The 26,161-nt window shown below is 30.9% G+C and carries 21 protein-coding genes; 17 read left to right on the top strand and 4 right to left on the bottom strand.

What is annotated here, in order from left to right:
- Positions 1 to 99: 99 nt before the first annotated feature.
- From IPK06_05865 to IPK06_05855, 3 genes are read left to right on the top strand one after another with little or no spacing between them, the layout of a single operon-like run.
- On the top strand, positions 100 to 2,874 hold the full coding sequence (locus IPK06_05865; GenBank protein MBK7979519.1) for a hypothetical protein: 2,775 nt from the start codon (positions 100 to 102) through the stop codon (positions 2,872 to 2,874).
- A complete protein-coding gene (locus tag IPK06_05860) occupies positions 2,871 to 4,010 on the top strand; it encodes a PQQ-like beta-propeller repeat protein (protein MBK7979518.1) in 1,140 nt (379 codons plus the stop codon). Before IPK06_05865 ends, IPK06_05860 begins: the two co-directional genes overlap by 4 nt.
- On the top strand, positions 4,011 to 4,487 hold the full coding sequence (locus IPK06_05855; protein MBK7979517.1) for a hypothetical protein: 477 nt from the start codon (positions 4,011 to 4,013) through the stop codon (positions 4,485 to 4,487).
- A 22-nt stretch (positions 4,488 to 4,509) separates the two neighbouring features.
- Here the strand turns inward: IPK06_05855 and IPK06_05850 are convergent, their stop codons facing one another.
- Positions 4,510 to 5,385: a hypothetical protein gene (locus IPK06_05850; protein MBK7979516.1), complete on the bottom strand. Its 876-nt coding sequence runs from the start codon at positions 5,383 to 5,385 to the stop codon at positions 4,510 to 4,512.
- Between the two features lie 162 nt (positions 5,386 to 5,547).
- On the opposite strand from IPK06_05850, the gene IPK06_05845 reads away from it, so the two are divergent.
- The gene (locus tag IPK06_05845) at positions 5,548 to 8,130 is read left to right on the top strand and encodes a LysM peptidoglycan-binding domain-containing protein (GenBank protein MBK7979515.1); all 2,583 of its coding nucleotides are present in this window, start codon (positions 5,548 to 5,550) and stop codon (positions 8,128 to 8,130) included.
- A 69-nt stretch (positions 8,131 to 8,199) separates the two neighbouring features.
- Here IPK06_05845 and IPK06_05840 read toward each other — a convergent pair whose 3' ends face one another.
- From IPK06_05840 to IPK06_05830, 3 genes are all read right to left on the bottom strand, one after another.
- The gene (locus IPK06_05840; protein MBK7979514.1) at positions 8,200 to 9,171 is read right to left on the bottom strand and encodes a T9SS type A sorting domain-containing protein; all 972 of its coding nucleotides are present in this window, start codon (positions 9,169 to 9,171) and stop codon (positions 8,200 to 8,202) included.
- Between the two features lie 115 nt (positions 9,172 to 9,286).
- Positions 9,287 to 10,630, bottom strand: coding sequence for a DUF1343 domain-containing protein (locus IPK06_05835; GenBank protein ID MBK7979513.1), 1,344 nt, complete (start codon positions 10,628 to 10,630; stop codon positions 9,287 to 9,289).
- Positions 10,620 to 11,861: an imidazolonepropionase gene (locus IPK06_05830; GenBank protein ID MBK7979512.1), complete on the bottom strand. Its 1,242-nt coding sequence runs from the start codon at positions 11,859 to 11,861 to the stop codon at positions 10,620 to 10,622. Before IPK06_05830 ends, IPK06_05835 begins: the two co-directional genes overlap by 11 nt.
- 109 nt (positions 11,862 to 11,970) lie before the next feature.
- Between IPK06_05830 and IPK06_05825 the strand changes: the two genes are divergently transcribed.
- The 13 genes from IPK06_05825 (at position 11,971) to nrfD (ending at position 26,161) form a co-directional block, all read left to right on the top strand.
- Positions 11,971 to 13,461 carry a glycogen synthase gene (locus tag IPK06_05825; GenBank protein MBK7979511.1) on the top strand — a complete coding sequence of 497 codons (1,491 nt, stop codon included), beginning with the start codon at positions 11,971 to 11,973 and terminating at the stop codon, positions 13,459 to 13,461.
- Entirely contained in the window at positions 13,461 to 14,039 is a 579-nt protein-coding gene (locus tag IPK06_05820; protein MBK7979510.1) for an HAD family hydrolase, read from the top strand. Before IPK06_05825 ends, IPK06_05820 begins: the two co-directional genes overlap by 1 nt.
- Complete coding sequence (locus IPK06_05815; protein ID MBK7979509.1) at positions 14,036 to 15,220, top strand: DNRLRE domain-containing protein; 1,185 nt, start codon at positions 14,036 to 14,038, stop codon at positions 15,218 to 15,220. The genes IPK06_05820 and IPK06_05815 overlap by 4 nt, the downstream gene beginning before the upstream one ends.
- Positions 15,221 to 15,224: 4 nt before the next feature.
- A complete protein-coding gene (locus tag IPK06_05810; protein MBK7979508.1) occupies positions 15,225 to 16,463 on the top strand; it encodes a hypothetical protein in 1,239 nt (412 codons plus the stop codon).
- 19 nt (positions 16,464 to 16,482) lie between these two features.
- Positions 16,483 to 17,766 carry a tetratricopeptide repeat protein gene (locus tag IPK06_05805; protein ID MBK7979507.1) on the top strand — a complete coding sequence of 428 codons (1,284 nt, stop codon included), beginning with the start codon at positions 16,483 to 16,485 and terminating at the stop codon, positions 17,764 to 17,766.
- A 9-nt stretch (positions 17,767 to 17,775) separates the two neighbouring features.
- A complete protein-coding gene (locus IPK06_05800) occupies positions 17,776 to 19,074 on the top strand; it encodes a serine hydroxymethyltransferase (protein MBK7979506.1) in 1,299 nt (432 codons plus the stop codon).
- Positions 19,075 to 19,143: 69 nt separating this feature from the next.
- Entirely contained in the window at positions 19,144 to 19,854 is a 711-nt protein-coding gene (gene tatC / locus IPK06_05795) for a twin-arginine translocase subunit TatC (protein ID MBK7979505.1), read from the top strand.
- Positions 19,844 to 20,821, top strand: coding sequence for a polyprenyl synthetase family protein (locus IPK06_05790; GenBank protein ID MBK7979504.1), 978 nt, complete (start codon positions 19,844 to 19,846; stop codon positions 20,819 to 20,821). The genes tatC and IPK06_05790 overlap by 11 nt, the downstream gene beginning before the upstream one ends.
- A 163-nt stretch (positions 20,822 to 20,984) precedes the next feature.
- Positions 20,985 to 21,554 carry a cytochrome c3 family protein gene (locus tag IPK06_05785; protein ID MBK7979503.1) on the top strand — a complete coding sequence of 190 codons (570 nt, stop codon included), beginning with the start codon at positions 20,985 to 20,987 and terminating at the stop codon, positions 21,552 to 21,554.
- Positions 21,555 to 21,566: 12 nt separating this feature from the next.
- Complete coding sequence (locus tag IPK06_05780) at positions 21,567 to 21,734, top strand: hypothetical protein (protein ID MBK7979502.1); 168 nt, start codon at positions 21,567 to 21,569, stop codon at positions 21,732 to 21,734.
- Positions 21,735 to 21,744: 10 nt separating this feature from the next.
- Positions 21,745 to 22,443 carry a TAT-variant-translocated molybdopterin oxidoreductase gene (locus tag IPK06_05775; protein MBK7979501.1) on the top strand — a complete coding sequence of 233 codons (699 nt, stop codon included), beginning with the start codon at positions 21,745 to 21,747 and terminating at the stop codon, positions 22,441 to 22,443.
- Positions 22,416 to 24,791, top strand: coding sequence for a 4Fe-4S dicluster domain-containing protein (locus IPK06_05770; protein ID MBK7979500.1), 2,376 nt, complete (start codon positions 22,416 to 22,418; stop codon positions 24,789 to 24,791). The genes IPK06_05775 and IPK06_05770 overlap by 28 nt, the downstream gene beginning before the upstream one ends.
- Entirely contained in the window at positions 24,791 to 26,161 is a 1,371-nt protein-coding gene (gene nrfD / locus IPK06_05765; GenBank protein MBK7979499.1) for a polysulfide reductase NrfD, read from the top strand. Before IPK06_05770 ends, nrfD begins: the two co-directional genes overlap by 1 nt.

The raw sequence follows: 26,161 nt of genomic DNA, 5'->3' as shown, positions 1-26,161 counted from the left end.
TTTTTATAAAATTAAAACCTAAAGACTAAATATTAATCTCGAATTTTAATGCAAACAAATAAGACCTTTTTCCTAATTTTTCTTTGCTTTTACTTCCTAATTAATTCTGCACAATATTCTCAGCTTTATTTTTTCGGCAGAAACAAAGTACATTACGAAAATTTTGAATGGAAAGTAATTAAGACCGAACATTTTGACATTTATTACTATGATGATTTTGAAGAAATGGCTGAAATTGGCGCTGCATATGCTGAAGAAGCTTTTAAGGATTTAAAGATCAAGTTTAATCATATAATGGTAAAAAAAATTCCGTTAATATTTTATAATACGCACAATCATTTTCAGCAGACAAACACAATTCCCAATTTCATCCCTGAAGGCGTTGGCGGATTTTTCGAATTTATGAAAGGTCGCGTCGTTATTCCGTATCTAACTTCGCTTGAACAATTCCGTCATGTTATAAGACACGAATTGGTACATGTTTTTATGACGGGTAAAGTCTTGAATGTAGTAAAAGATCACAGAGTTATAAATGATAATTATCCGCCGCTTTGGTTTGTTGAGGGATTAGCGGAATATTGGTCATATCATTGGGATACGCAAGCTGAAATGATAATGAGAGATGCTGTACTTAATAATTTCTACGCGCCGCTTTCCGATATGTATAGAATTTATGGTAGTTTTTTAATGTATAAAGAAGGCCAAAATTTTCTTGAATTTGTAGGGAAAAAATATGGTGAAGATAAAATTCTGCAGTTTCTTGAAAATGTTTGGCGGTTTAATAAATTTGAAGATGTTATTGAATTTACATTAGGCGAGCGTTTTGAAAAAATAGATGACGGTTGGCAATATTATTTAAAACAAAAGTATTATCCGCTATATGAAAATAAAACTCCGCATTTTATTGAATCAAAAAAAATTACTTATGAGGGTTATAACTTTTCTCCCAATTACTTAAGCAATGCAGACGGAAATAATATTTACTTTGTTGGAAATAGAAACGGATATTCTTCAATATATAAAATTGAATACAAATCGGATTCAATAGATTTTATTGAACCAAAATTAATTTTACAAGGTGAGAAGGAAGAAATTTTCGAAACTTTTCACTTGCTTAAACCTTCTATGACAATATCACAAAATGGAATTTTAGCATTTATTACAAAATCCGGTCCTTCAGATGCGATTCATTTATATGATACGAAATCGAATGAAATTATAAAACATTTTAAATTCGATGAAGTAATTACAATTGAATCTCCAAGTTTTAATAAAGAAGGAACAAAATTACTTTTCCATTCCGCCGACAGCAAAGGCTATATTGATATTTTTCAATTGAATATTGAAAACGGGGAACTTACAAGATTTACAAATGATTATTACTCCGATCGCGATCCTATTTTTAATTCAGATGAGTCAAAAGTAATTTTCGCCTCAGATAGAACAAGCGGAATTTATCAGCAAAAAAATAATTTATTCGAGCTTAATACATCAACAGGTGAAATAAAATACTTAACGTATTCAAACTCTGATTTAAGCAGTCCAAAATTTGCAAAAGATTACTCAAAATTATATTGCCTTGCCGATAACGATGGCGTTAAAAATCTTTGGCAAATTAATATTAACGAATATGATGAACCAATTAAAATGATCCAAAAGACTCGTTTTTTAACAAGTATTTTTGAATATGAATTTGTTGATACAAATGAAATAATTACTTCAACATTCGAAAAATTTTCATTTCAGTTTTTTTCGTTAAAGTTGGATCAAATACCCGATTCAATTAATCATGAGGAAATATTTTCATTTGATGAAATCAAAACTCCATGGCAGCCTGAAAAAATTGTTGTAAATTCCGAAACGGACAAACTTCGTTATGAAAATCAATATTCTTTGGATTATGCGTTCAGTCAAATTTCTACAGATCCGGTTTACGGAACAAGAGGCGGGGCGATTTTTTCGCTTAGCGATTTATTGGGCGATGACAGATATTATTTTATGATCTATAATACTGCGGAGATACAAAACGATTTCTTTAAAAATATAAATGTCGCAATAAGTCGTGTTAACACCGGCAAACGAACAAATTTTGGATATGGAATTTTTCATCATACCGGAAGAAGATATGATATTAGAGAAAGCGACAGCTACTTTTATGAAAGAAGTTTCGGCGGGTATTTATCTCTTATTTATCCATTATCTTCCTTCCAGCGAATTGAAACAAGCGCGACAATTTCAAATTCCGATCGTGAAATTTCTGTTGATCTTTACCCTAGGAAAGCACTTTTGCTTTCAAATTCAATTTCATTTATTCATGATAATACTATTTGGGGAAATACCGGACCAATCGACGGTTCACGATTTAGATTATTATTGGGTTACACTACGGATATAAAATATAGTAATTCAAATTTTTATTCTGTTATTGCGGATTACAGAAATTATTTTCGATTGCATAACCGGCTTACATTAGCAACAAGAGCTTCAATTTATTATAATGAAGGAAAAGATGCAAGAAGATATATAGCCGGAGGAAGCTGGGATTTGCGCGGCTGGCCTCGTTTCAGGATTAGAGGCGAAAAAATGTGGTTGTCTTCAGTTGAATTTAGATTCCCGATGATTGACCAATTTTATTTGAAACTTCCTTTTGTGGGATTAGGATTTTCCGGAATTAAAGGAGCGGCATTTTTTGATGCCGGAAGCGCTTGGGACACAAAATATGATAATACAATTGGAAGCATAGGAATTGGAATAAGATTTAATTTCCTTGGCGCTATAACTTTTCGTTACGATGTTGGGAAAAAAATAGAGGATAATTTTTCTTCCATACAAAAAAGTTTGTTTTATCAATTCTTTTTCGGATGGGACTTTTGAAAAAATATTTTGCAATATTTTTATTTTCAATTTTATTGTTCGGTTGTGCAAGAATGATAAAATTATCGAAGTTAGATAAAAATGCCGAAATAGTTTCTCAGTATGGAAATTCATCACAGCGGAATTTTTATTTCGATAAAAATATTGAAATTCAGAAAGAACCGCTTTGGTCAAAAAGTACATACGGAAGTTATTCCAATTCGCCCTTTGCTGCTTATGACAGCATTTTGTTTATTGCCGATTTGGGCGGCAGATTAACTGCCTTAAATATTTATAATGGCAAAAAAATAGGTGAAATTAAATATAAAGGCGGAATTGAACAGACGCCAATTATAGAAAGATCAAATTTAATTTTTATTGTTAATGAAGAAAAGGAAAACTATTCCTCTTTAATTGTATATGATTTTATAAATGCAAAAGATTTCAGAGAATTAAAACTTGATGGAAAAATCACTAATGAGATGATATACCAAAATGAAAAAATATTTATTCTTTCGGATTTTGGAAAACTTTATAAGGTTTCCGGAACCGGAATGAAAGAATGGGAAATTGATTTAAAGGAGAATTTTTTATCTGATCCTGCAGCAGATGAAAATAATTTGTACTTATGTTCAATTTACGGTAATCTTTATGCGGTAGATAAAGAAGAAGGGAAGATTATTTATAAGAAAAAAATAACAAAGGAAATGCAGTGCGGCATTGTGTTAAAAGATGAAGCATTATATTTTGGCGATGAATTAGGTAATGTATTTTCTGTTAATAAAAATATTGGAAGTATAAATTGGCGGTTTGATACTAAACACAAAATTAAATCAGCGCCGGCTTTAGATTCAAATTCATTATATATCGGCAATTTGAACGGAGATTTATTTTCGATTAACATTGACAATGGAAAGCAGAATTGGAAATTTGAGAACAGAGGTTTAATAAATACAACACCCCTTGTATTTGCCAATGTTGTTATTCAGCCTAATGTAAAATTGGAAACGGATATTATTGATAAATTTACCGGGAAACCGATTGATAAAATTCAATTCGAAGGTAGATGCAGAACATCACCGTTCTTTTATAATAATTGTTTATTCTTTGGAATTGATAAAGATGATATATATTGTTATCAGATGAAAGGAAATTAAATGATTAAAATAATTACGCTAATTTATTTTGCGTTTGTTGTTATTGTTTTTTCTCAAAACTCCTCCAATGTAAATTTATATAAACAAGATTCATTGAATTTATTTAATAACAGCAAAGTTGTAAACATTGATGAAAATCAATTAATTAAAATTCAACCGATGAGAAACTGGGATTTGAAAATTAAAAACATTGAAAATATTGGTCATTCATTTCCATATTTGATTGAACTTAAACCAAAGAAAAAAAGTTTTGTAGAATCTGAATTGTTTTACATTGCAGTTGGAAGCGCGGTTCTTTTAGGGGCTTCGGCAGCTTACTTAAAAACCGAATCTGATAAGAATTATGAAAAATATTTAAATACTACAGACAAAAAATATTTAAATAAAACAAATGAATTGGATATTTACAGCGGTGCCGCACTTGGAGCGCTTCAGATTAACTTTGGATATTTGATTTACAAATTTTTGACAGATTAGAAAAAGACGAATCAAAATTTATTCATATAAAATCTACAAAAAATCCTAAACCCACTTGACTAACCCGCTGCGAAAAATATTCACTGAACGGATTTGAACCATAGAAATATGATAAATAAAAAATTAATCCTTTATCATCCATTTTGCCGAATTTTAAACCTATTAGGTTATTAAAATTAAGTTGGTATTTTGGATTTCCTTCCAAACTATAATGATTTGCCCAAAAGATATTTGTTTCTTTTTCAAAAACCTTATTAATCAATTTATTTGTCGAAATTTCAAAACCAAAGAAAGAATGCCATTTTTTCAAAATAGACGGTCTAATTAAAGTTGAATAAGAAACAGCGGTATATGTTCTAATTGAGCCGAAATTTTCATCGAATTGATAACCTGCTAATAATTCACCGAAATCTTTAGTAAATGGAATAGGTCTTTCATTTCTGATCCAAGAATTATTATGCATATCAAAATGTCCGTCTACAAAATGAGCGCTGTTATGAATAATACGGAAACGAGAAATTAATTTTCCGCTTTCATATTTTTTTGAAAATGCCGTATTGCCGCCAAAAAAACCGTCAAGTGCATCTATTTGTAAACGTTTTTCTGCATAATTTGTTGAAAGCGCATAAGCCATAAATTCTATTGATAAAGTAAGTTTTGAATTGAAATTTGGAAAATTGAAAGCTAAAATATCGATATTATTGCCAATATCAACTTTAAGATTTCCATTTTTATGATAGTAGAGAATTCCAATTCGGGCTTCTTCATTATTGCCTTTAATCGGTAAAAAATGTAAGCCTTGAGGTAAAAATTCAAAATTATTCTCTTGCGCATAAAATAATGTGCTATAAATTTGAAATAAAAGTATAAAAATAAGGTTAAAATTTTTCGTTTTCATTTCGATAACATTGATAAGAATTATTAATGGATTTCAAATTCAAATATAAAAAATTATAATCAAAAGTAGTTGTTATTTAAGACGTTATGAAATTTATTTTATATTTGACTTGAAAAAAACTCTTTAATCATATAACTTGCAATAATTAATTATAGGTTTAAAGTGATTAGAAAAACATCGCTATTTTTCATTTTTTTTGCATTTATCTATTCGTGTTCTTCAATCAATACAAATAATAGTCAAAAGAAAATCCTATCAAAAAAAGACAGTATTTCTGTAGTAGTTAAAACAAATGAAGTAATTAATGAAAACCTTGAAAATGCTCGTCAAAAATATGTAGACGCACTTTCCGCAAAAACTTTAGGATTGGAATCGCAGGCATTGTTCGCGTTTGATTCCGCGATGTCAATAATAAATGAACTTAGTTACTTTCCTAATATTGAAGATAACGAAGCATATTCTGAATTGGAAAAATCGATTTTAGATGATTACGACTCATATATTGATAGTTTTGAAAAATTACCTGAAGACGCTCCGAATTATGCGGTAGAAGAGTGGATGAACAGCAATATGGAAGAATTGAATGTTTCGGAATCCGAAGATTTGAAAAATGAAACGGTAATTATAATTGGAGATTTTCCTTTAGAAGTAAACAGCCACGTTGAACAATTCATTGAATATTTTACAGGTCGCGGTAGAAAGCACATGAATTATTGGCTTCAAAGAACTGGTTATTTTTTCCCGATGATGGCGCGAATTTTTGCAGAAGAGAAAGTCCCAACACAACTGATTTTTTTAAGTTTAATGGAAAGCGGATTGAAACCTAATGCTAAATCTTGGGCAAGAGCAGTAGGACTTTGGCAATTTATGAAAGGAACCGGACGTCTTTATGATCTGAATGTTGATTTTTACATAGACGAAAGACGAGATCCGGAAAAATCAACAAGAGCTGCAGCAAGGCACTTAAGAGATCTTTATGTTTCTTTGAACGATTGGTATTTGGCTATTGCCGCTTATAACAGTGGTGAAGGAAGAGTTCGTTCAGCTGTTAGACGTGCCGGCTCGGATGATTTTTGGGAAGTTAAAAAATATCTCCCAAAAGAAACAAGAAATTACGTACCTCAATATATTGCGGTAACACTGATTGCCAGTCAACCGGAAAAATATGGTTTTACCGATATAGCTTATGAATCTCCGATTGAATATGAAGTTCACAAAATTAACGATGCTATAGATTTGTCTGTGCTCGCAAACTGCGCGGGAATTTCATTAGATGAAATGAAAAATTTAAATCCTGAACTAATTCAATATAATACACCGCCGAATTACCCAGGAGGTTATTCGTTAAAGGTTCCCAAGAAAAATTATAGTTTATTTGTGAAAAATTTGGCATCAATTCCAAGTGAAGCTAAACAGCAGTATATTGTGCATAGTGTTAAAAAAGGAGAAACACTTTCACTTATTGCGTCAAAGTATGATATAGATATTAACCTGCTTGCAAGATTTAATAGCATCTCATCTAACTCAAAAATTTATCCAAAAGTAAAACTTAAAATTCCTGTCTCTAAATATGCAACATCGGATGCTATGTCAAATACTGACGTTGCTTTCGCAGTAGAAGAAAATGAAACTGAAGTAAATGAGAATAATAGTGGTGAAGCGCCATATAAAATGGTACATAGTGGTAATGTAGATGATGAAAAATTTGCTAAATTGTATCAAAATAATCTCGATTCCATTTCATTTATTATGCCAGAAGGAATGGAACAAGTAGATTATACAGTGAAAAGCGGAGATAATTTGCTTGATTTGGCAGATATTTTTGAAGCGAGGGTTTCAGATGTTAGAAACTGGAATAATTTGCCTTATACAACAACAATCCATGTTGGTCAATTACTCAAATTCTATGTCCCGAAAGAAAGAATACAAGAATTTTCAAAAATAAATGGTTTGAATAAATTTGATAAACAAAAAATACTTGTTAAATCAACCGGAGAAGAATGGATTGAACACAGAATAAGAAGCGGAGAAACATTAGGTTCTATCGCTTTAAAATATAATACAACCCCAACTAAAATTAAAAAATGGAATAATTTAAGAAGCAGTAGGATTTATAAAGGTCGAATTTTAAAAATATATAATGGTTCAATTTCAAATGTAGAATATGCCGATAATGGAAATGGTCAATCAAATTCTCTTAAAACCAATTTAGTAAAATATAAAGTTAAAAAAGGGGATACATTAGGTGAAATTGCAGAAAAATTTAATGTAAGTACTGTTAATTTAAGAAAATGGAATAAATTAAGAACAAATAGACTTTATGCCGGAACCACACTTAGAATTCATTCAAATGTTAATGATTCAGACGATTTACCTGAAGCGGAAAGTAAAATTTATACTGTAAAAAAAGGTGATACGTTGGGAAAAATTGCATTGAAAAATAAAGTTACTATTACTGAAATTAAAAAATGGAATAACCTTAATTCAGAAAAAATTTCAATTGGTCAAAAATTATCAATCGGTGAAACAGCCGTTTCTCATAAAAGTGTTGCGGAAAAGAACGATAACGAAAAAATAATTCACAAAGTTAAAAAAGGCGAAACGATTGGACATATTGCTGAAAATTATGGTGTTAAAGCAAGCCAAATTAGAAATTGGAACGGATTAAAAACCAATTTAATCAAGGTTGGTCAAAAGTTAATCATTTATACGCAAACAAATAATAAACTCGCCAGTAGAAATTAAAAAGCTGTTTCAAGAAATTAAATATAATTCAAGAAACAGCTTTAATTAGATGTCCAACTTTTTTATTGTCTACTTCATTAAAATCATCTTATTGGTTTGGGTAAAGTTACCGCTCGACAAAGTATAAAAATACATTCCAGATGGCAAATTGACCGCTGAAAAATTAACGTTATGAGATCCCGCAGACTGAATTTCATTAACTAAAGATTCTACAATTTCTCCCAATGAATTATAAATTGAAATTTTCGTTAGACCGGCATTCTTTAATGTATAACTAATAGTTGTTGATGGATTAAAAGGATTAGGATAGTTTTGATTCAAACTGTAAGAATTTGGTGTAATTTCTATTGAATTTATGTCAGTTGTTGTATCTGTAGAATCAGAATCGCCTCCGCCATTGGAATCTGTAGTCTCTATATTTAGACCAAAACCTAAAGTTGAAAAATGTTGTAAGTAAATTGATATAAAATTGTTATCGACAGTTTTATTAATTCCATTTAAATCTATTTCGTTATTGTTTGTATAATAAAAAGGAGTAAAATCATTAATTGAATAACCGAAGAAAGCTAAAAATTGAGTTATTTTACTTGATGGTAATCTGAAATATGCTTCTTTATTATTTGCTAAGTAATAATATGATTCATCTGAATGGACACCTGTATTTTGACCTGTTACTTCTATGGATAAATATAAAATTTTAAGTATGTCTTCTTCTGATGTTAAACTTGTTAAATCAAGATCACAAATTCCCTTAAGTACAATATTTACATTAATATTTTCGTTTAAACAATTTACCGGAAAACCTAATTCACCTCCAACCATTAGATTATAAAAAAATTGGGATTCCGAATTGCCTTGAGGAAATGTATATGGTTCAAAAGAAATATTATCGCCTTCAAACATTATTCCTCTAAAGATTTCCAATTCTGGAATGTCACCGCATCCCTCAACTGAAAATTTATAAGTAATTGAATGTGATTGCGCGAAAACAGAACTTATAAATAATAAGCTCAATAAAATTGTTATAAATACTTTGTTCATTTGATTTGTCCTTTTTGATTGATTGAAATTTTAGTACACAAATAAAAGTACTTTTCAATCAATAATGTGATTCAAATCAAATTAGATGTATTATATTCAAAAATGCAAATTAAATTTAGAAATAAATGTAATATTTAGCTGATGTTTTTCTGAATTTTTCTTCATCTTTATTTAGGAAATCTAAAATTTCTTTGATGTCTTTTCTATTTTTAATCATATTTGAAATTTTATCCGTACCAATCGCAGTGTTAAACATTTTTATTTCATTTTGATCGGATAATTTAAATAAATCTTTTTCTGGATAAAGCTTTTGAAGTGAACTAATAATAAAAAATTGTACTGCAGTTAAATTCACTTTATCGTAATTTGTAATATAGATTTGAACTCCGTTTAATGTTTGACCTTTTCCGAAACCATAAAACGGTTTAAATGAAATTGGACGGAAGAACAATCCCGGTAAATTTTGATTATTTAATTCAAACGATAGTTTAAAAGAATTTATCCACTCCGCACCCACAATTTGAAAGGGCAAAGTATAGCCGACTCCTATTGAAACCGCACTTCGCAATTCACCTAAAATTCCAATCATGGGATAATAAAAAGTTGTTTCAAAATTTGGAATGTGAGGTGATGTTGGAACCCACTTAAGATTCGTATCTTTAAATGTCATTCCACGATTCCAATTTTTCATTGCAATTACATTTAGTTTAAAATCAGAATTGGTTTTTATCATTTTTTCATTAACCAATAGTTTTGCCAATTCGCCGCAAGTTAAACCGTAAATGTATGGAATTGGGTATTGACTAATGAATGATTTAAAATTATCCTCAATTATGTTTCCTTCTATTTTAAGTCCGCCTAAAGGATTTGGTCTGTCTAAAACAATAAATTCAATTTTGTTTTCAGATGCTGCTTCCATTGCAAGTCCCAAAGTCGAAATAAAAGTATAAGATCTAACGCCGATATCCTGAATATCATAAATAAGAACATCAATATCAGAAAGCATTTTTTTTGTAGGTTTTTGAGTCTTTCCATATAAAGAGTAAACAGGGAGTTTTGTCAAAGCATCAATATTATTTCCAATATTTTCCCCGCCTTCAATTTCGCCTCTAATACCGTGTTCCGGCGAAAATAACGCGACAAGTTTAACATTTTTTGATTCAAATAAAATATCAATGGTAGATTTTAAGTCTCGGTTAACACCGGTTTGATTTGTGATTATTCCGACTCTTTTATTTTTCAGAATTTCAAAATTGTCTTCGGCAAGTACATCAATCCCGAGCAAAATCTTTTTATCTGTAACATTTTCCTTTATTTGGATTTTATTTTTTCTAGTATCTGCATTAATTTTATGATCTGTATTTTCAACACTTTCTTTTTGCGGAATTTCTGATGCGCAAGTCCAAACGAAAGCAGAAATGATTACTAATGCAAATAAATTCCTAAAATTAATTCGCATGAATTATTTTGCCTTTCTTAATTGTCATTGAACATAAATTTTGTCCAATTGAGTAAATCAAATCTTTATAATTTTTTGTATCAAAGACGGCAAAATCGGCGTCTTTTCCAATTTCAATACTTCCGGTATTTTTTGAAACTGACAAAGCATGAGCTGCATTAATGGTATAAGCTGAAATAATTTCTTCGGCTGTCATTTTCATTTTAATAGCGGCTAGTCCCCAAATTAAACTTATGTTGTTTATATGTGATGATCCGGGATTATAATCAGTTGCAAGAGAAACAATTGCGTTATGGTCAATAAGTTTTCGTGCCGGAGCGAATTGATAATTTAGTGAAAAGGAAACCCCTGGAAGTAAAACAGCAACAGAATTACTTTCTGAAATTTTAATAATTTCATCTTCACCTATTACTTCTAAATGGTCCAAACTTTGAGCATTAAATTTTAATCCAACCTCAACACCGCCAATTACATTAAATTGATCTGTGTGTAATTTAACATCTAATCCGAATTCTTTAGCACACTTAAAAATTTCATCTACTTGTTCTGTCGAAAATGCCGTTTTTTCACAAAATGCGTCGCATGAAGTGGCGAGCTTATTTTTCGCAATAAAGGGCATTATCTCTTTGATTAAAATCTTAATATACTGATTTTTATCATTTTTGTATTCCGGCGGAAATGTATGCGCGCCAAGAAAAGTAGCTTTAATATCAATGGGGAAAAGAGAATTTAATTCGTTAATAACTTGCAGGATTTTTATTTCATCATAAAAACTTAAACCATATCCGCTCTTAATTTCCAAAGTTGTAACGCCTTGAGCAATAAAATTTTCTACTTTTGGTTTCGAGATTTTCAGCAATTCTTCAAAACTTGATTCCCTTACGGCTTTTACCGTTGAGTTTATACCACCGCCCGATTCGGAAATTTCTTCATAACTTTTTCCCGAAAGTCTCATTGAAAATTCATCGGACCTTGAACCCGCAAAAACCAAATGGGTATGAGTTTCTACTAAACCTGGGAGTAATATTTTATTTGTAAGATCAATTTTCTCATCATATCTATATTTATTCAAATCATCATTTGAAATTAACGCAGAAATTTTATCATTTTCTAATAGGACAGAAGTATTTTCAATTAAGTTAAGTTTATTTAAATCGCTTCCTCGTTTAAAATTATTACCATTCGTGTTTACGGAAATGATTTGAGATGGGTTATATAAAAGTAGTTTCATATGTGTTTGGATGAACAAAAATAATGCAATGCAAACCTCAATATTAAATATTTTTGTCAATAAGTCAATATTTTTGTAAATTTACCTCTTAAAAATTTAAGGATTTGCAATGCCCCCGTCAAGGAAGTATAAAATACTTTTTGTAACTCCAGAAGTTGTACCTTTCGTTAAAACTGGTGGTTTAGCTGATGTATCTAGTTCATTAACACAAAAACTACAGGAATTAGGACATCAAGTAAGGATATTAGTCCCTAAATATGGCGCAATTGATGAGCGCAAGTTTAAAATTCACGAAGTTGTAAGATTAAAAGATTTGGTTACCGATATTGGGGGAAAGCGAATTACTTATTCATTAAGATCTTCATTTCTTATTGGACCAAAAGTTAGAGTTCAAATTTATTTCCTAGATAATGACGAATATTTTGGAAGTAGAAGAAGTTTATACTCTGATCCTATTTCAGGGAAGGAATTTAAAGATAATGATGAGAGATTTATTTTACTTACTAAATCTGTCTTTGATCTCATTTCAAAACTTGGATGGATACCGGACATTATACACTGTAATGATTGGCAGGGAGGTTTGGTTTCCATTTATCTTAAAACGATGTTTAAAGATGATCCTACTTTCAATAATATAAGAACAGTATTTACAATTCACAATATTGGTTTGAAGGGTGAATTTCCTGCCTCAGTTTTACAGAAGACAAAACTTGCGGACTATTTACCGGAAAAGGAATTACTTCATAATGATAAATTTAGTTTTCTAAAGTGCGGAATACAATTTTCCGATTCAATTACAACAGTATCAAAAAGTTTTGCGAATGAAATTTGTAAAAATAAAGATATGAGCGATGGTTTATTTGAAATTTTAAAAACACGAGAAAATTCTATAGACGGCATTCTTAACGGAATTGATTTGAATGTTTGGAATCCTGAAAAAGACAAACAAATTGCAAAAAAATATTCAATTAAGAATATTGAAGGTAAATTAGAAAATAAAAAAGTATTAGTTGAAAAATTTGGATTGAAATTCGATGAAAATAAACCGGTCATCGGAATGATTTCAAGATTGGATGAAGCAAAAGGATTTGACCTTGTGCAAAAAACTTTTAAAGATTTAATGAACCTCAATGCACAATTTATTTTACTTGGTACAGGAGAAAAAAAATATATTAATTTCTTCGAAAAAGTAATGACAAAATATCCCGATAAATTTGCGTGCTATTTGGGGTTTGATGATAATTTAGCTCACCTAATTGAAGCAGGTTCCGATATGTATTTGATGCCTTCCAAAGTTGAACCTTGCGGATTAAATCAAATGTATAGTCTTGTTTATGGAACGATTCCAATTGTTAGAAAAACAGGTGGATTAGCCGATACTGTTGAAAATTATGACGAAACAACTGGAAACGGCAATGGTTTTGTTTTTGTTGAAAATAAAGAAACAGATTTATTAAATGCGGTTGAAAGAGCAATAAAATTATTTTCCGAAGACAAAAAGTCATGGTCAAAATTGCAAAAAAATGGAATGAAGAGTAATTTTACTTGGCTCTCATCTTCAAAAGAATATATTGATCTTTATAAAAAAATTCTTAGTTGATGAAAAATAAAGCCGTTTTTTTAGACCGAGATGGAACAATTAATATTGATTTGGGGTATATCGGTAATCCAGAATTAATTAAATTATTCCCTGATGTTGCCGAAGGAATAAAAAAACTTAAAGACAATTTTTCATTTAAAGTATTTGTTATTTCAAATCAATCTGGTGTCACAAGAGGTCTAATTTCGAAATCTGATGTTGATGAAGTGAACGAAAGAATTAATCAAATTTTAGAAAAGAACGGTACCGGAATTGATAAATTCTATTATTGTCCTTATCATCCCGATTTTGATTCGGGTAATTTGACTAAGTGCAGAAAACCGTCTCCCGAGATGGTTTTTCAAGCTCAAAGAGAATTTGAAATTGACTTGTCAAAATCTTTTTTCATCGGTGACAGAAGTGTTGATATTGAATGTGGGATTAATGCCGGAGTTAAGACAATTTTGCTTAAGAATACTTTAAGCAATGAAGAAATAATTATGTTGAAAAATTCCAAAAATTCGCCCAACTTTGTTGCTGCAAATTTTGAAAATGCTGTTGAATATATTGAATCCTTTGTTATTGGAGATTTTTTTTGAAGAAAATATTTAGTTTTGTAATGATCAACATTTTGATCATTTTAATTGCATCTTGTACAAATGATCCCAGCAATTTAGGGACAAATTTAGTACCAAATGGTGATAATTTAAATTTTAAAACGATTGATAGTTATACAAGCTCTTTTAATCAATCATTAGCTTCCTACCAATTTGATTCGCTAAAATTTGGATCTTCGTCAACTATACTTCTCGGAAGTTATAAAAATGTTACTATAGAATCTTTAATAGGTTTTTATATAAATCCACCTGATTCTATTTTAGATCCTTTTAAAGCAGATTCTTCAAAATTAGTTAAATGCTGGGTCGAGATTCAACCTACATATTGGATTGGCGACAGTAATAATTTTCAGTTTTCAATTCACCGAATTAATACAAGCTGGAACCCAAGTACTTTAACTAAAGATACCCTTAATGCAATTTATAGTTATATGAGTGAGGATTTATTGGATTATTCAACCTATAGCTATATAGACACCATTATGAAGTTTGATCTTAGTACCGAATTAGTTGATGGATGGATTAGAAGGACTTATGATTCAACTTATAGTCCTGATTATGGAATTTTAATTCGTCCCATTTCAAAAACGGGGATTGTTGGTTTTCAAGGACTTACCACTTACAATGTTGAAGAATATCCAAATCTTTATATGGTTTTTGAACAAGATGGTGAGTTTGATACTCTGATCGCAGTTCCCAGTGTTGATATGCATGTGCCGAAAGGTGACATAATTCCAAATTCCAATGAAAATATTATATTGCAAAGTTCACTTGGAATTCGTGGTAAAATGTTTTTCGATTTGTCTTTAGTTCCAGAAAATATTGTTGTAAACAAAGCAACTTTAGATTTGTTTATAGATCAATCTAATACGGAATTTGGAACCAAAAAAGCGGATACTATTGCTGTTGGATTTTTAACGAATTTAGAGAAAGTTACAATTAGCACTAAAATTGGTAAATACTCGTTAAAAAGAACTGAAAATAAATATAGCGGTGATATCAGACTCTTTGTTCAAAATTGGGTTGATGGAGAAGATAACCAAGGTATGTCAATTCAGCTGACGGATGAACTTAGAAGTGTTTCTCATGTAGGAATTTACAGCAGCAATTGTCCTATTGATTCATTAAAACCAAAATTAACTATTTATTACACACAAAAGTAATTTGATGAAAAAGAATCTAAAAATATTTTTAATTTTCTTAAGTATTGGCAATATTTTTGCATCCGGCGGAACTATTTATACGCGATACGGCGTTGGCGATTTATATTACTATAATACGGCTGCTAAATTATCACTTGGCGGAGTAGGAACAGCAATTCTCAATAATGATTTACTCAACCTAAACAATCCGGCAACATGGGGATCAATAACAGATACAAAATTAGGATTAAATCTTATTACAAATTATTCTAGCATTTCAAGTATCTCGTCATCGACAAATTTTTCGGAAGTAAAGTTTTCGGGATTTCAGTTAGGTTTGCCGGTAGAAAGAGATTTAGGGATTGGTTTTGTATTCGGATTCACACCATATTCAACAATAAATTATGATATTTCAAACAAATATTTACAAGGTGAAGTAAATAGTTATATTCAAGACTTTAAAGGCTCCGGCGGTTTGTCCAAAATATTTTTTGGATTTTCAACATTACTACCTTTTAATTTTTCAGTTGGTGCAACATTTGAATATTACACCGGAAACAGCAAATATGAAACCCAAATTGTATATGATGATTCATCAGATTTTACAGATTCATATTTTACGTCGGAATTGAAGTATAAAGGGCTAGGTTCAACACTTGGGTTTTTAACGCCAAACCTTTCAAATATTTTCGGGAACGAAATTATTAAGAATTTTCGATTAGGTTTAAGTTATGAAATTGGCACTAAATTAAATACTGATAGTTCTTCTTATGCTACTACTTCACTTGGCAAAAAAGTATTTGGAAGTAAATCTTTTAAAAGTGAAATTCCTGCCAAATTATCCGCAGGTTTATATTTGTCATTAAGTAAATTTAATATAATTTTAGATTATGTAAATCAGCCTTGGTCTGAATTTGTACAAAATGATAAAAAAATGCTTAATTTAAAAGATATGAATAGATATAGTTTGGGAATTGAGTACGATCAGCAGGTAAAGAAATTTGCCACCTTTTGGGAACTTGTAAAATATAGATTTGGTTTAAGTTATGAACAGACTCAATATACATTTAATGGAGAAGATATTAATCAAATTGCCGTTCATTCCGGAATTTCGTTTCCGCTGGGAACTGAAAATTCAATTGATTTAGGATTGATGTACGGAATTAGAGGAACAACTAATAATAATTTATTGAAAGAAAATATATTCCAAGCTACATTTTCTATAAATTTTGGCGAGCTTTGGTTTGTTAGACAAGATAGATAAAAATACAAGGAGAATTAAATTGAAATTAATTAAAACAATATCTTTCATAATGTTGGCCGTTTTAAGTCTTCTTAATACAAATTTATTTGCCAAAAACAGTTTTGAAAATGGCGATAGTATTAACGTTATGGTTGAAGCCAGTCTGTTTTTTGAAGCCTACAAAATTAAGCAGTACGAAATGTGGACAATTGAAAAAGGTTTAAATGTAATTAAAGCTAAACCAGATTTCATGCCGCAATATAAAATTTATAAAAAAATAGATAAAGTAATATTTGAAGTATACGCTGATAGTTCAATTTCTGAAGATACTCGAAAAGTCCTGGCAGATACAGCAATTTATCTTTATAATATTGCCTCAAATTATGACAAAGAAGATGCGGGTTATTATCTTCTTAAAAAAGCGTATGTATTGGATCAGTGGAAACATTCAGATCCTGAAATTTCAATTGCAGCTTATGAAAAAGGATTTTCGTTGGATACCGTATTTACATCCGATGAAATTTACTATGCGGACCAGCTTGGAAACCTTTACGTAGCAAATATGAACGAAAATAACGAATACAAGATGAAGGCTTTAGATATTTATATGAAACTTGCCGATCTTGAACCGGAAAATCCGCTATGGACGAAAAAAATGGCCGGACTTGCCGAAGATCAAACACAATTACAAGATATATTAAAAAAAGCTTGGTACTTGGATAAAGAAAATACTGAAAAAGCTTGGCGATATGCAACCATTTGTAAAAAGAATGGAGATTACACAGCTTCTCTTGAACCTTTGCAATTTTTAATTGACAAGAATCCAGAAGTAATTAATTATTGGAATGAAATTGCAAGAGCTTATCAAAAAAATGATCAAGTTGACAAAGCAATCAGTTCTTACAAAAAATTAATTGATCTTCAGCCGGAAAATAGAGATAGTTACTTAAACTTAGCTCTTATTTATAAAGATATGGACCAACTTGCCGTTTCAAGAAGTTATTTGCAAAAAGCTTCAAAAGTTAGCCCTGGCTGGGACTACCCAATTTATATAGAAGCAGGTTTATATGAACAAGCCGCAAGAAGCTGCGGATTTGAATTTGAAGATAAATGTGTTTATCAATTAGCTGCTGATACATATAGACAAGTTTCAAGAATGGGAGGCGAACATGCAAGTTCCGCTGCAGAAAGAGTAAGTGCACTTTCTAATTCCGTTCCATCTAAAGAAGATTATTTCTTTAGAAAAAAACAAAATGGCGACGTTATTAAAATTGAAGGTAAATGTTACGATTGGATTGGAAAATCTATAACTGTTTCATTTTAAGGAAATATAATGTATTCTTATTTAGAAAAAGATAATGAAATTGCAGAAGTTCTAAAATTAGAAATAGCACGTCAATCAGATTATTTGGAATTGATAGCTTCAGAAAATTTTGTAAGTCCAGCCGTTTTAGCAGCGGCTGGTTCTGTTTTAACAAACAAATATGCTGAAGGTTATCCCGGAAAAAGATATTACGGCGGATGCGAATTTGTTGATATGGCAGAAGAAATTGCAATAAGCAGAATTAAAAAAATTTTTAATGCTGAATATGCTAATGTGCAGCCTCATAGTGGTTCTCAAGCTAATATGGCTGTATTTATGACACTTCTGCAGCCGGGTGATACTTTTTTAGGTTTAGATTTGGCTCACGGGGGTCATTTAACTCACGGTTCACCGGTAAACTTCTCAGGAAAAATTTATAAAGCGGTTGGATATTCATTAAATAAAGAAACAGAAGAGCTTGATTACAATTTAATAGAAGATTTAGCAAAAAAAGAACAGCCAAAATTAATAATAACAGGTGCAAGCGCATATTCGCGTGATTGGGATTATAAAAAGTTCAGAGAAATTGCGGATTCCGTTGGTGCATTTTTAATGTGCGATATGGCTCATCCTGCTGGTTTAATTGCAAAAGGATTACTAAATAATCCATTGCCTTACTGTGATGTAGTTACGTCTACTACACATAAAACGCTAAGAGGTCCTAGAGGCGGAATTATTTTAATTGGAAAAGATTCCGAAAACAAACTTGGCATTAAAACTCCAAAAGGCGATAGAGTAAAACTAATGTCCGAATTATTCGACAGCACTGTAATGCCTGGAATTCAAGGCGGACCATTAATGCATATTATTATGGCAAAAGCAGTTGCATTTGGCGAAATACTTCAAGATTCTTTTCAGAAATATGCGGAACAAGTTATAAAAAATGCAAAAGTTCTTGCAGAAAGTCTTGCTCAAAAAGGTTATAAAATTGTTTCAAACGGAACATCAAATCATTTGATGCTTGTAGATTTATCTAATAAAAATGTAAGCGGAAAGAAAGCTGAAATTGCACTTGAAAAAGCTGGAATTACGGTTAATAAAAATATGGTACCGTTTGATACAAAAAGTCCGTTTGTTACAAGCGGTATTAGGATAGGAACTCCTGCTGCTACAACCCGCGGTATGAAAGAAGAAGATATGAAGGTTATTGCAGAAATTATAGATAAAGCAATTACAAATTTTGAAAATGAAGAAAAACTTGAGGGACTAAAACCCGAAGTGAAAAATTTATGTTCAAAATTTCCACTATACAGTGAATTTAGAAATTAGTATCAATCCGTGAAAGAAATTCAGACTTCAACAGACGAAAAAGAAGAAATCATCGAACAAGAAGGCGAGATGTCTTTTCTTGAACATCTTGAGGAACTGCGATGGAGAATATTATATACATTAATTGGTGTTACAGTTGGTACAATTGTCGCTTGGATTTTTATTGATTTTCTTATTGATAACGTTTTACTCCTTCCAGCAAAAAAAGCAAATATAAATCTTCAGAATTTAAGACCATTCGGACAATTATTTATTTACTTTGAAGTTGCCGTAATTGCAGGTGTTATAATAAGTATCCCAAATGTTTTTTATCAAATATGGAAATTTATTTCTCCCGCTTTAAAGAAAAATGAACGTAAATATGTTTCCAGAATCGTTATTTTTTCTTCTGGCTGCTTTTTAACAGGAATTGCGTTTGCATATTTTGTAATGCTTCCGTTAACTTTAAGTTTTGCCGGTCAATTTGGAACTACATTAATAGAAAATAATTTTGCGATTGATGAATATTTTTCAATAATTATAAGTGTAATGCTGGCAGCCGGTGTTGTTTTTGAATTGCCAATGTTATCATTCTTTCTTACGAAACTTGGAATTTTAACTCCTAAATTTATGAGGAAATTCAGAAGACATTCAATAGTTGCGATATTAATTATTGCGGCAATACTTACTCCCGGTACAGATCCTGTAGCGCAAATACTTCTTGCTATACCTTTGGTTTTATTGTACGAAATAAGTATATTCGTATCCAAATTTTCATTAAAGAAAAATCTTGAGACCTAATCTTTCCCAAATAAGTAAACCAATTCAAAACGAGTTAGAAGACTTTAACCAACTATTTAAATCATCACTTAAATCAGATATTGGTTTAGTTGATATTATAACCAAATACATTCTTAAGCAAAAAGGAAAAAAAATTAGACCAATTTTAGTTCTTCTTTCAAGTAAAATTATTAACGATATAAATCAAAAAAGTTTAAGAGGAGCAATATTAGTTGAGTTATTGCATACCGCCACTTTGGTTCATGATGATGTTGTTGATGGAGCTGAAAAAAGAAGAGGTCTGCCATCAATAAATGCGGTTTGGAAAAATAAGGTTGCAGTTTTAATGGGAGATTATTTGCTTGCTCGCGGGTTGTTAGTATCTGTAGATAATATCGATTTTGATTTATTGAAAATCGTTACGCAAGCAGTTAAAAGAATGTCTGAAGGCGAACTTCTTCAAATAAAAAAAACATATAAATTAGATATTGATGAAGAAACATATTTTAGAATAATTTCTGATAAGACAGCGTCCTTAATTTCTACATGCTGCGAAATTGGCGCCGCAAGCGTAACCAATAATGAAAAATACATTACTGCGATGAGAAATTATGGCGAAAATTTGGGTAAAGCTTTTCAAATTGTTGATGATATTCTGGATTATGTAGGAACATCTTCACTGATTGGCAAACCGCTTGGCGCTGATATTAAGGAAAAGAAAATCACACTTCCGTTAATTTATTCTCTCAAACAGTCAACTCAGAAAGAATCACGCGAAATTATAAAACAAATTAAAAATCTAAAGAATAAAAATACAATAAATGAAATTTTGAATTTTGTAAATAAATATAAGGGAATTGAATACTCGTATTCAATTGCAAATTCATTTATTTCGCAAGCAAAAAATGAATTAAATATATTTGAAAATTCAGAAAGCAAAAGCTCTTTGGAATCAATTTTAGAATTTGTTATTCAAAGAAAAAATTAAATTCTTAAATTTTATTGTAGGAAATACAAACAATTATTTTGTAATTTTATTTCAGATTTTTTATCTTGATTTATTATATTTTCTAAAATGTTTTAATCAAAACACTTAGATTCGATCTTTTTAATAGCTACTTTATAGATAAAGTAAAACATTTAGGTAATAAATGAAAAAATCTTTTCTTGATTATGCTCTTAAGGTTAGATTACCGCTTACCTTATTTGTCGCATTTGTTTCCTTTTTAATAACATTTTATGTTTCGCGACCGGAACGAGATGGTATAGGATATCAGCCGACTCAACCAATTGCATATTCACATAAATTACATGCCGGGCAGATGAAAATCGATTGCCAATATTGTCATACCGGCGTAACAAAAGGGCGACATGCATTAGTACCTTCTGCTAACATTTGTATGAATTGTCATACATTAGCACGAAACAAGCAGCCTGAAATAATTAAACTCGCAAAGTATTATAATGAAAATACTCCTATCCCATGGAAAAGAATTCATAAAGTTCCAGATTATGCCTATTTCAATCATTCCGTTCATGTGAATAAAGGAATTAAATGCGAATCATGCCACGGAAATATTGCGGATATGGAAGTTGTTAAACAAATGAAAGGCTGGACAATGACGGCTTGTTTGGATTGCCATAGAAATCCAAAAGCTCAATTGCCTTATTTGGAAAATGTTAAAAACGGTCCGACAAATTGCGGCGCTTGCCACAGGTAAAAGGGAAGAGATATGTCAATTATAAACAGAAGAAAATTTTTTAATAAAATATCAATTGGTGCTGTTGCTGCGTTTGTACTTTCAAATATTCCTTCAAAATTGTTCGGCAGCTATAAGAAAAAAGATTTTAAAAATATTAAAGTAAAAATTCACCCTGATTCAGTAAAGAGAAATAAATAGGATATTGAAAATGTCGAATAAAATCGGAATAAAAAATATCTGGAAAAGTTTAAGCGACTATGAAAATGATCCAAAAGTTCAAGAAGAGAAATTACATGAATTTAAAGCAGGCGTAACTGATGATTTTGATCCCTCAAATATGTCGGCGTTTTCTAGAAGAAAATTTTTAGCTGTTTTAGCTGCTTCAACCGCATATGTTGCTACTGCTTGTACAGATTATAGAGATAAAGGTGAAATAGTTCCTTATATAAAACGTCCTGAAGAAATTTTACCAGGTAAACCGACTTATTATGCGTCATCATTTTCCGAAGATGGAATAAATTATGGAATTTTGGTAAAAACAAGGGAAGGTAGACCAATAAAAATTGATGGAAATCCTGATGATCCAATAAATAAAGGAAAAGTTCCATCTAGAGTTCACGCAAGTATTTTAAATCTTTATGATCCAGATAGACTTCAATATCCAACTAAAGCAATGTTGAAAATTTCTTGGAAACAGGTAAACGACGAAATTTCAAAAATTTTAGCCGAAGCCACAACTAACAATAAAGAAATTAGCATATTTACAAATGTTTTAACTTCGCCAACATCTAAAAAAGTATTAAATGAATTTAAGTTAAAATATCCATCTGCAAAAATTTACATAAATCAATTAGCAAGCAATCAAAACAGAATGTGCGCTTGGAAAAATGTTATAACCAAAATGTAATTCCTTCAGTTGATTGGGATAAAGCAAAAGTTATTGTTGCGCTTGAATCAGATTTCCTCGGTAAAGAAGGAAATATTATTGAAAATAGACAAAAATATACTGCCGGAAGAGATGTTGTAAAAACTAAAACATTAAGCAAATTGTATGCAATTGAAGGCTCTATGTCTTTAACAGGCATGAACGCCGATGTCAGATTACGATTAAATCCTAATTTACAAAATGAACTTTTATTAGCGATGTTAAATGAACTCGCAAAAATTGGTGCTATAAACTCAGCCGAAATTTCTTCTCAAATTAGCTCGGCTGTTTCAAAAGTTTCTTTGGAAAAATTAGCTGGTAAGAGCGGTCTTGATTTAAATAAATTAAAATTACTAGTTAAAGAGCTTAACGAAAATAAATCAAATTCTATAATTTATGCCGGCGATGCTCTAAATACTGAAACACATATTTTAGCAAATCTGCTCAACGAATTATTAGGTAATCAGAATTTATATAATTTTTCAAACGGGTATTTGATTGATAATGATCTAACCGGTTTGGATGATATCAAATTATTTGTTAGCGAAAGTAAAAAAGGAAATATTGGCGCAATAATTTCATTTGATTCAAATCCAATTTATGAATATCCTGAACAATTGGGATTGAAAGAAATTTTCAGCAGTTTGAAATCTACAATTTATTTATCGGATATTCCGAATGAAACAAGTGAGGTTTCAAATTACATTCTTGCATCAAACAATTATTTAGAATCTTGGGGAGATCATCAAACACGAAATGGTGTTTTAACTTTTCAACAGCCGGTAATTTCACCATTATTCGATACCAAGCAAAAAGAAGAAATTTTACTTTCATGGCTCGGAAAGGAAAATTCAAATTATCACGATTTTTTAAAAAATGAATTTAACAATAATGTTTATGCTATTAGTAATTCTGCAGCTGATTTTAATACATATTGGTTGACAGGTCTGCATGACGGTGTATTAAAGGTTGCAAAGAAAGAAGATAATTATATAAAGCTGGATCAATCGGTTTATATTGAAAGTAAAAAACAAATTGACCAATTTTCAATAATAATTCAAAATAATCACAGTATTGGAACCGGTAAATACAGCAATAATGGATGGCTGCAAGAACTTCCGCATCCTGTTTCTAAAATTACTTGGGATAATTATGCCGCAATTGCGCCGGCAACTGCGGAAAAATTAAACGTTAGTTACAATGATGTTATTGAAATAAAATCAAATTCTGCTAAAATCAATGTTCCGGTCTTTATCCAACCCGGAATGGCGGAAGATTTAATTGCTCTTGAATTGGGATATGGCAGAACCAACAGTGGTGGAGTTGCCGATGGAATTGGTGTTAATGTAAATCAATTTTTGCTAAGTGGGAATGAACTTAAATATATTTTAAGCGGTGCGAGTGTTACGAAAACATCTGATACATATAAATTAGTTTCAACTCAAGAACATCATTCTCTGAATGATAAATCAGTAAAGGACTTACATCTAATCAGAAATATTATTCAAGAAGGAACTTTGGATGAATACAAGAATAATCCGAAATTCCTGAATGAACATAAACATGAAATATTTAGTATCACAAATTCGCACGAATATAAAAATGAAAAATGGGCAATGAGCATTGATTTAAATAAATGCCTTGGTTGCTCAGAATGTGTAAGCTCGTGTAATGTTGAAAATAATATTCCGGTAGTTGGAAAAGATCAAGTAGAACGCGGCAGGGAAATGCATTGGATTAGAATTGACAGATATTACAGCGGTACACCGGAAGAGCCTATTGCCAGTACTCAGCCGATGATTTGCCAGCATTGCGATAATGCACCTTGCGAAAATGTTTGCCCTGTTAATGCAACAAATCACAGCCCTGACGGATTAAACCAAATGGCTTACAATCGATGTGTAGGAACAAGATATTGCGCAAATAACTGTCCATATAAAGTTAGAAGATTTAATTTTTATAATTTTCGTGATCATTTTGCTGACGCGCATTATGAAAATGAATTAACAAATTTTGTAAATAATCCTGAAGTTACTGTAAGATCCAGAGGTGTTATAGAAAAATGTTCTTTCTGTATTCAAAATATTATGCTTGCAAGAGAAAACGCAATTAGAGAAAAAAGAACCTTAAATGCTAATGAAGTTAAAACCGCGTGTCAAGTAGCATGTCCGTCCAATGCAATAGAATTTGGCGATGCGAATAACAAAGATTCAAATGTTAATAAATTTAGAGAGCATGAACTAAGTTATCATGTTTTGGAAGAATTAAACGTTAAGCCAAACATAACTTATATCGCAAAAATTAGAAATACTCATTCGGAGGATGTTTAGTGAGTAGTGTAGATTTTACACGTGAATTATCGGTAGTAGAAGGAAAACCGCCATTAAGGACTCTTGACGAAATTATTTCGAAACCGCTTGATTCTAAACCTGATAAAAAGTTTTTCATGGCAATTTCTGTAACATTGTCCATGTTAACAATTGGAGCAATTGGTTTATTGCTTTCACTGTATTACGGTACCGGTCTTTGGGGAAACAACAATCCTGTTGGATGGGGATTACCAATTGTGAATTTTGTATTCTGGATTGGAATTGGGCACGCCGGAACTTTAATCTCTGCAATTCTTTTCTTATTTAGACAAAAATGGAGAACAGGTATTGCCAGATTCGCCGAAGGTATGACAATCTTTGCGGTAATGACGGCAATGATATTCCCAATAATTCACACCGGACGACCTTGGATTGCTGCTGTTTACTTATTACCGTATCCAAATCAGCATTCGCTTTGGGTTAATTTTACTTCTCCGTTATTATGGGACGTATTTGCCGTTTCAACCTACTTTACTGTATCTTTTGTTTTCTGGTATATTGGTCTGATTCCGGATTGTGCTACTTTGAGAGATCGCACAACCAACAAAATAAAAAAAATAATTTATTCTGTTACAAGTTTAGGATGGAGACATTCAAATAGACATTGGCAAAATTATGAATTGACTTATTTGATTTTAGCCGGATTCGCAACTCCGCTTGTACTTTCAGTTCATACAATTGTGAGTTTTGACTTTGCCGTTTCAATTCTGCCTGGATGGCACACTACAATTTTTCCGCCATACTTTGTTGCAGGCGCCGTTTTTTCAGGTTTTGCAATGGTTCAGAATGTTTTAATTTTTATAAGAAAAATTTTCAATTATGAACATATAATTACTCTTGATACGCTTGAGAAAATGAATAAAATTATGCTTTTAACCGGAATGATGGTCGGTTATGCTTATACGATGGAATTTTTTATTGCATGGTACGGCGGAGTTCAAGCTGAATATTATACCTTTGTTAACAGAGCATTTGGAGATTATTACTGGGCTTATTGGATAATGTTTTCTTGCAATGTTTTTATTCCTCAATTGTTCTGGTTCAAAAAAATTAGAAGATCAATTCCAGTAATGTTTATAATTGCCGTATTTGTAAATGTAGGAATGTGGTTTGAAAGATTTGTAATTACAGTTACTTCTCTTTCCAGAGATTATCTGCCATCAAGCTGGGCATATTATAAACCTACAATAACTGATGCATCTTTGTTAATTGGAAGTTTCGGTTTATTCTTTACTTTAGTTTTGTTGTTTACCAAATCATTACCAGTTGTTTCAATTAGTGAAGTTAAAGCTGTTGTAGACGGATCGCAGCCGTCTCACGGAGATCATTAA

The organism is Ignavibacteriota bacterium (genome assembly GCA_016713565.1).
Taxonomy (GTDB): Bacteria; Bacteroidota; Ignavibacteria; order Ignavibacteriales; family Melioribacteraceae.
Note: the sequence above shows the minus strand (reverse complement) of the source record. Positions and strands in the feature narration are given on the sequence as shown.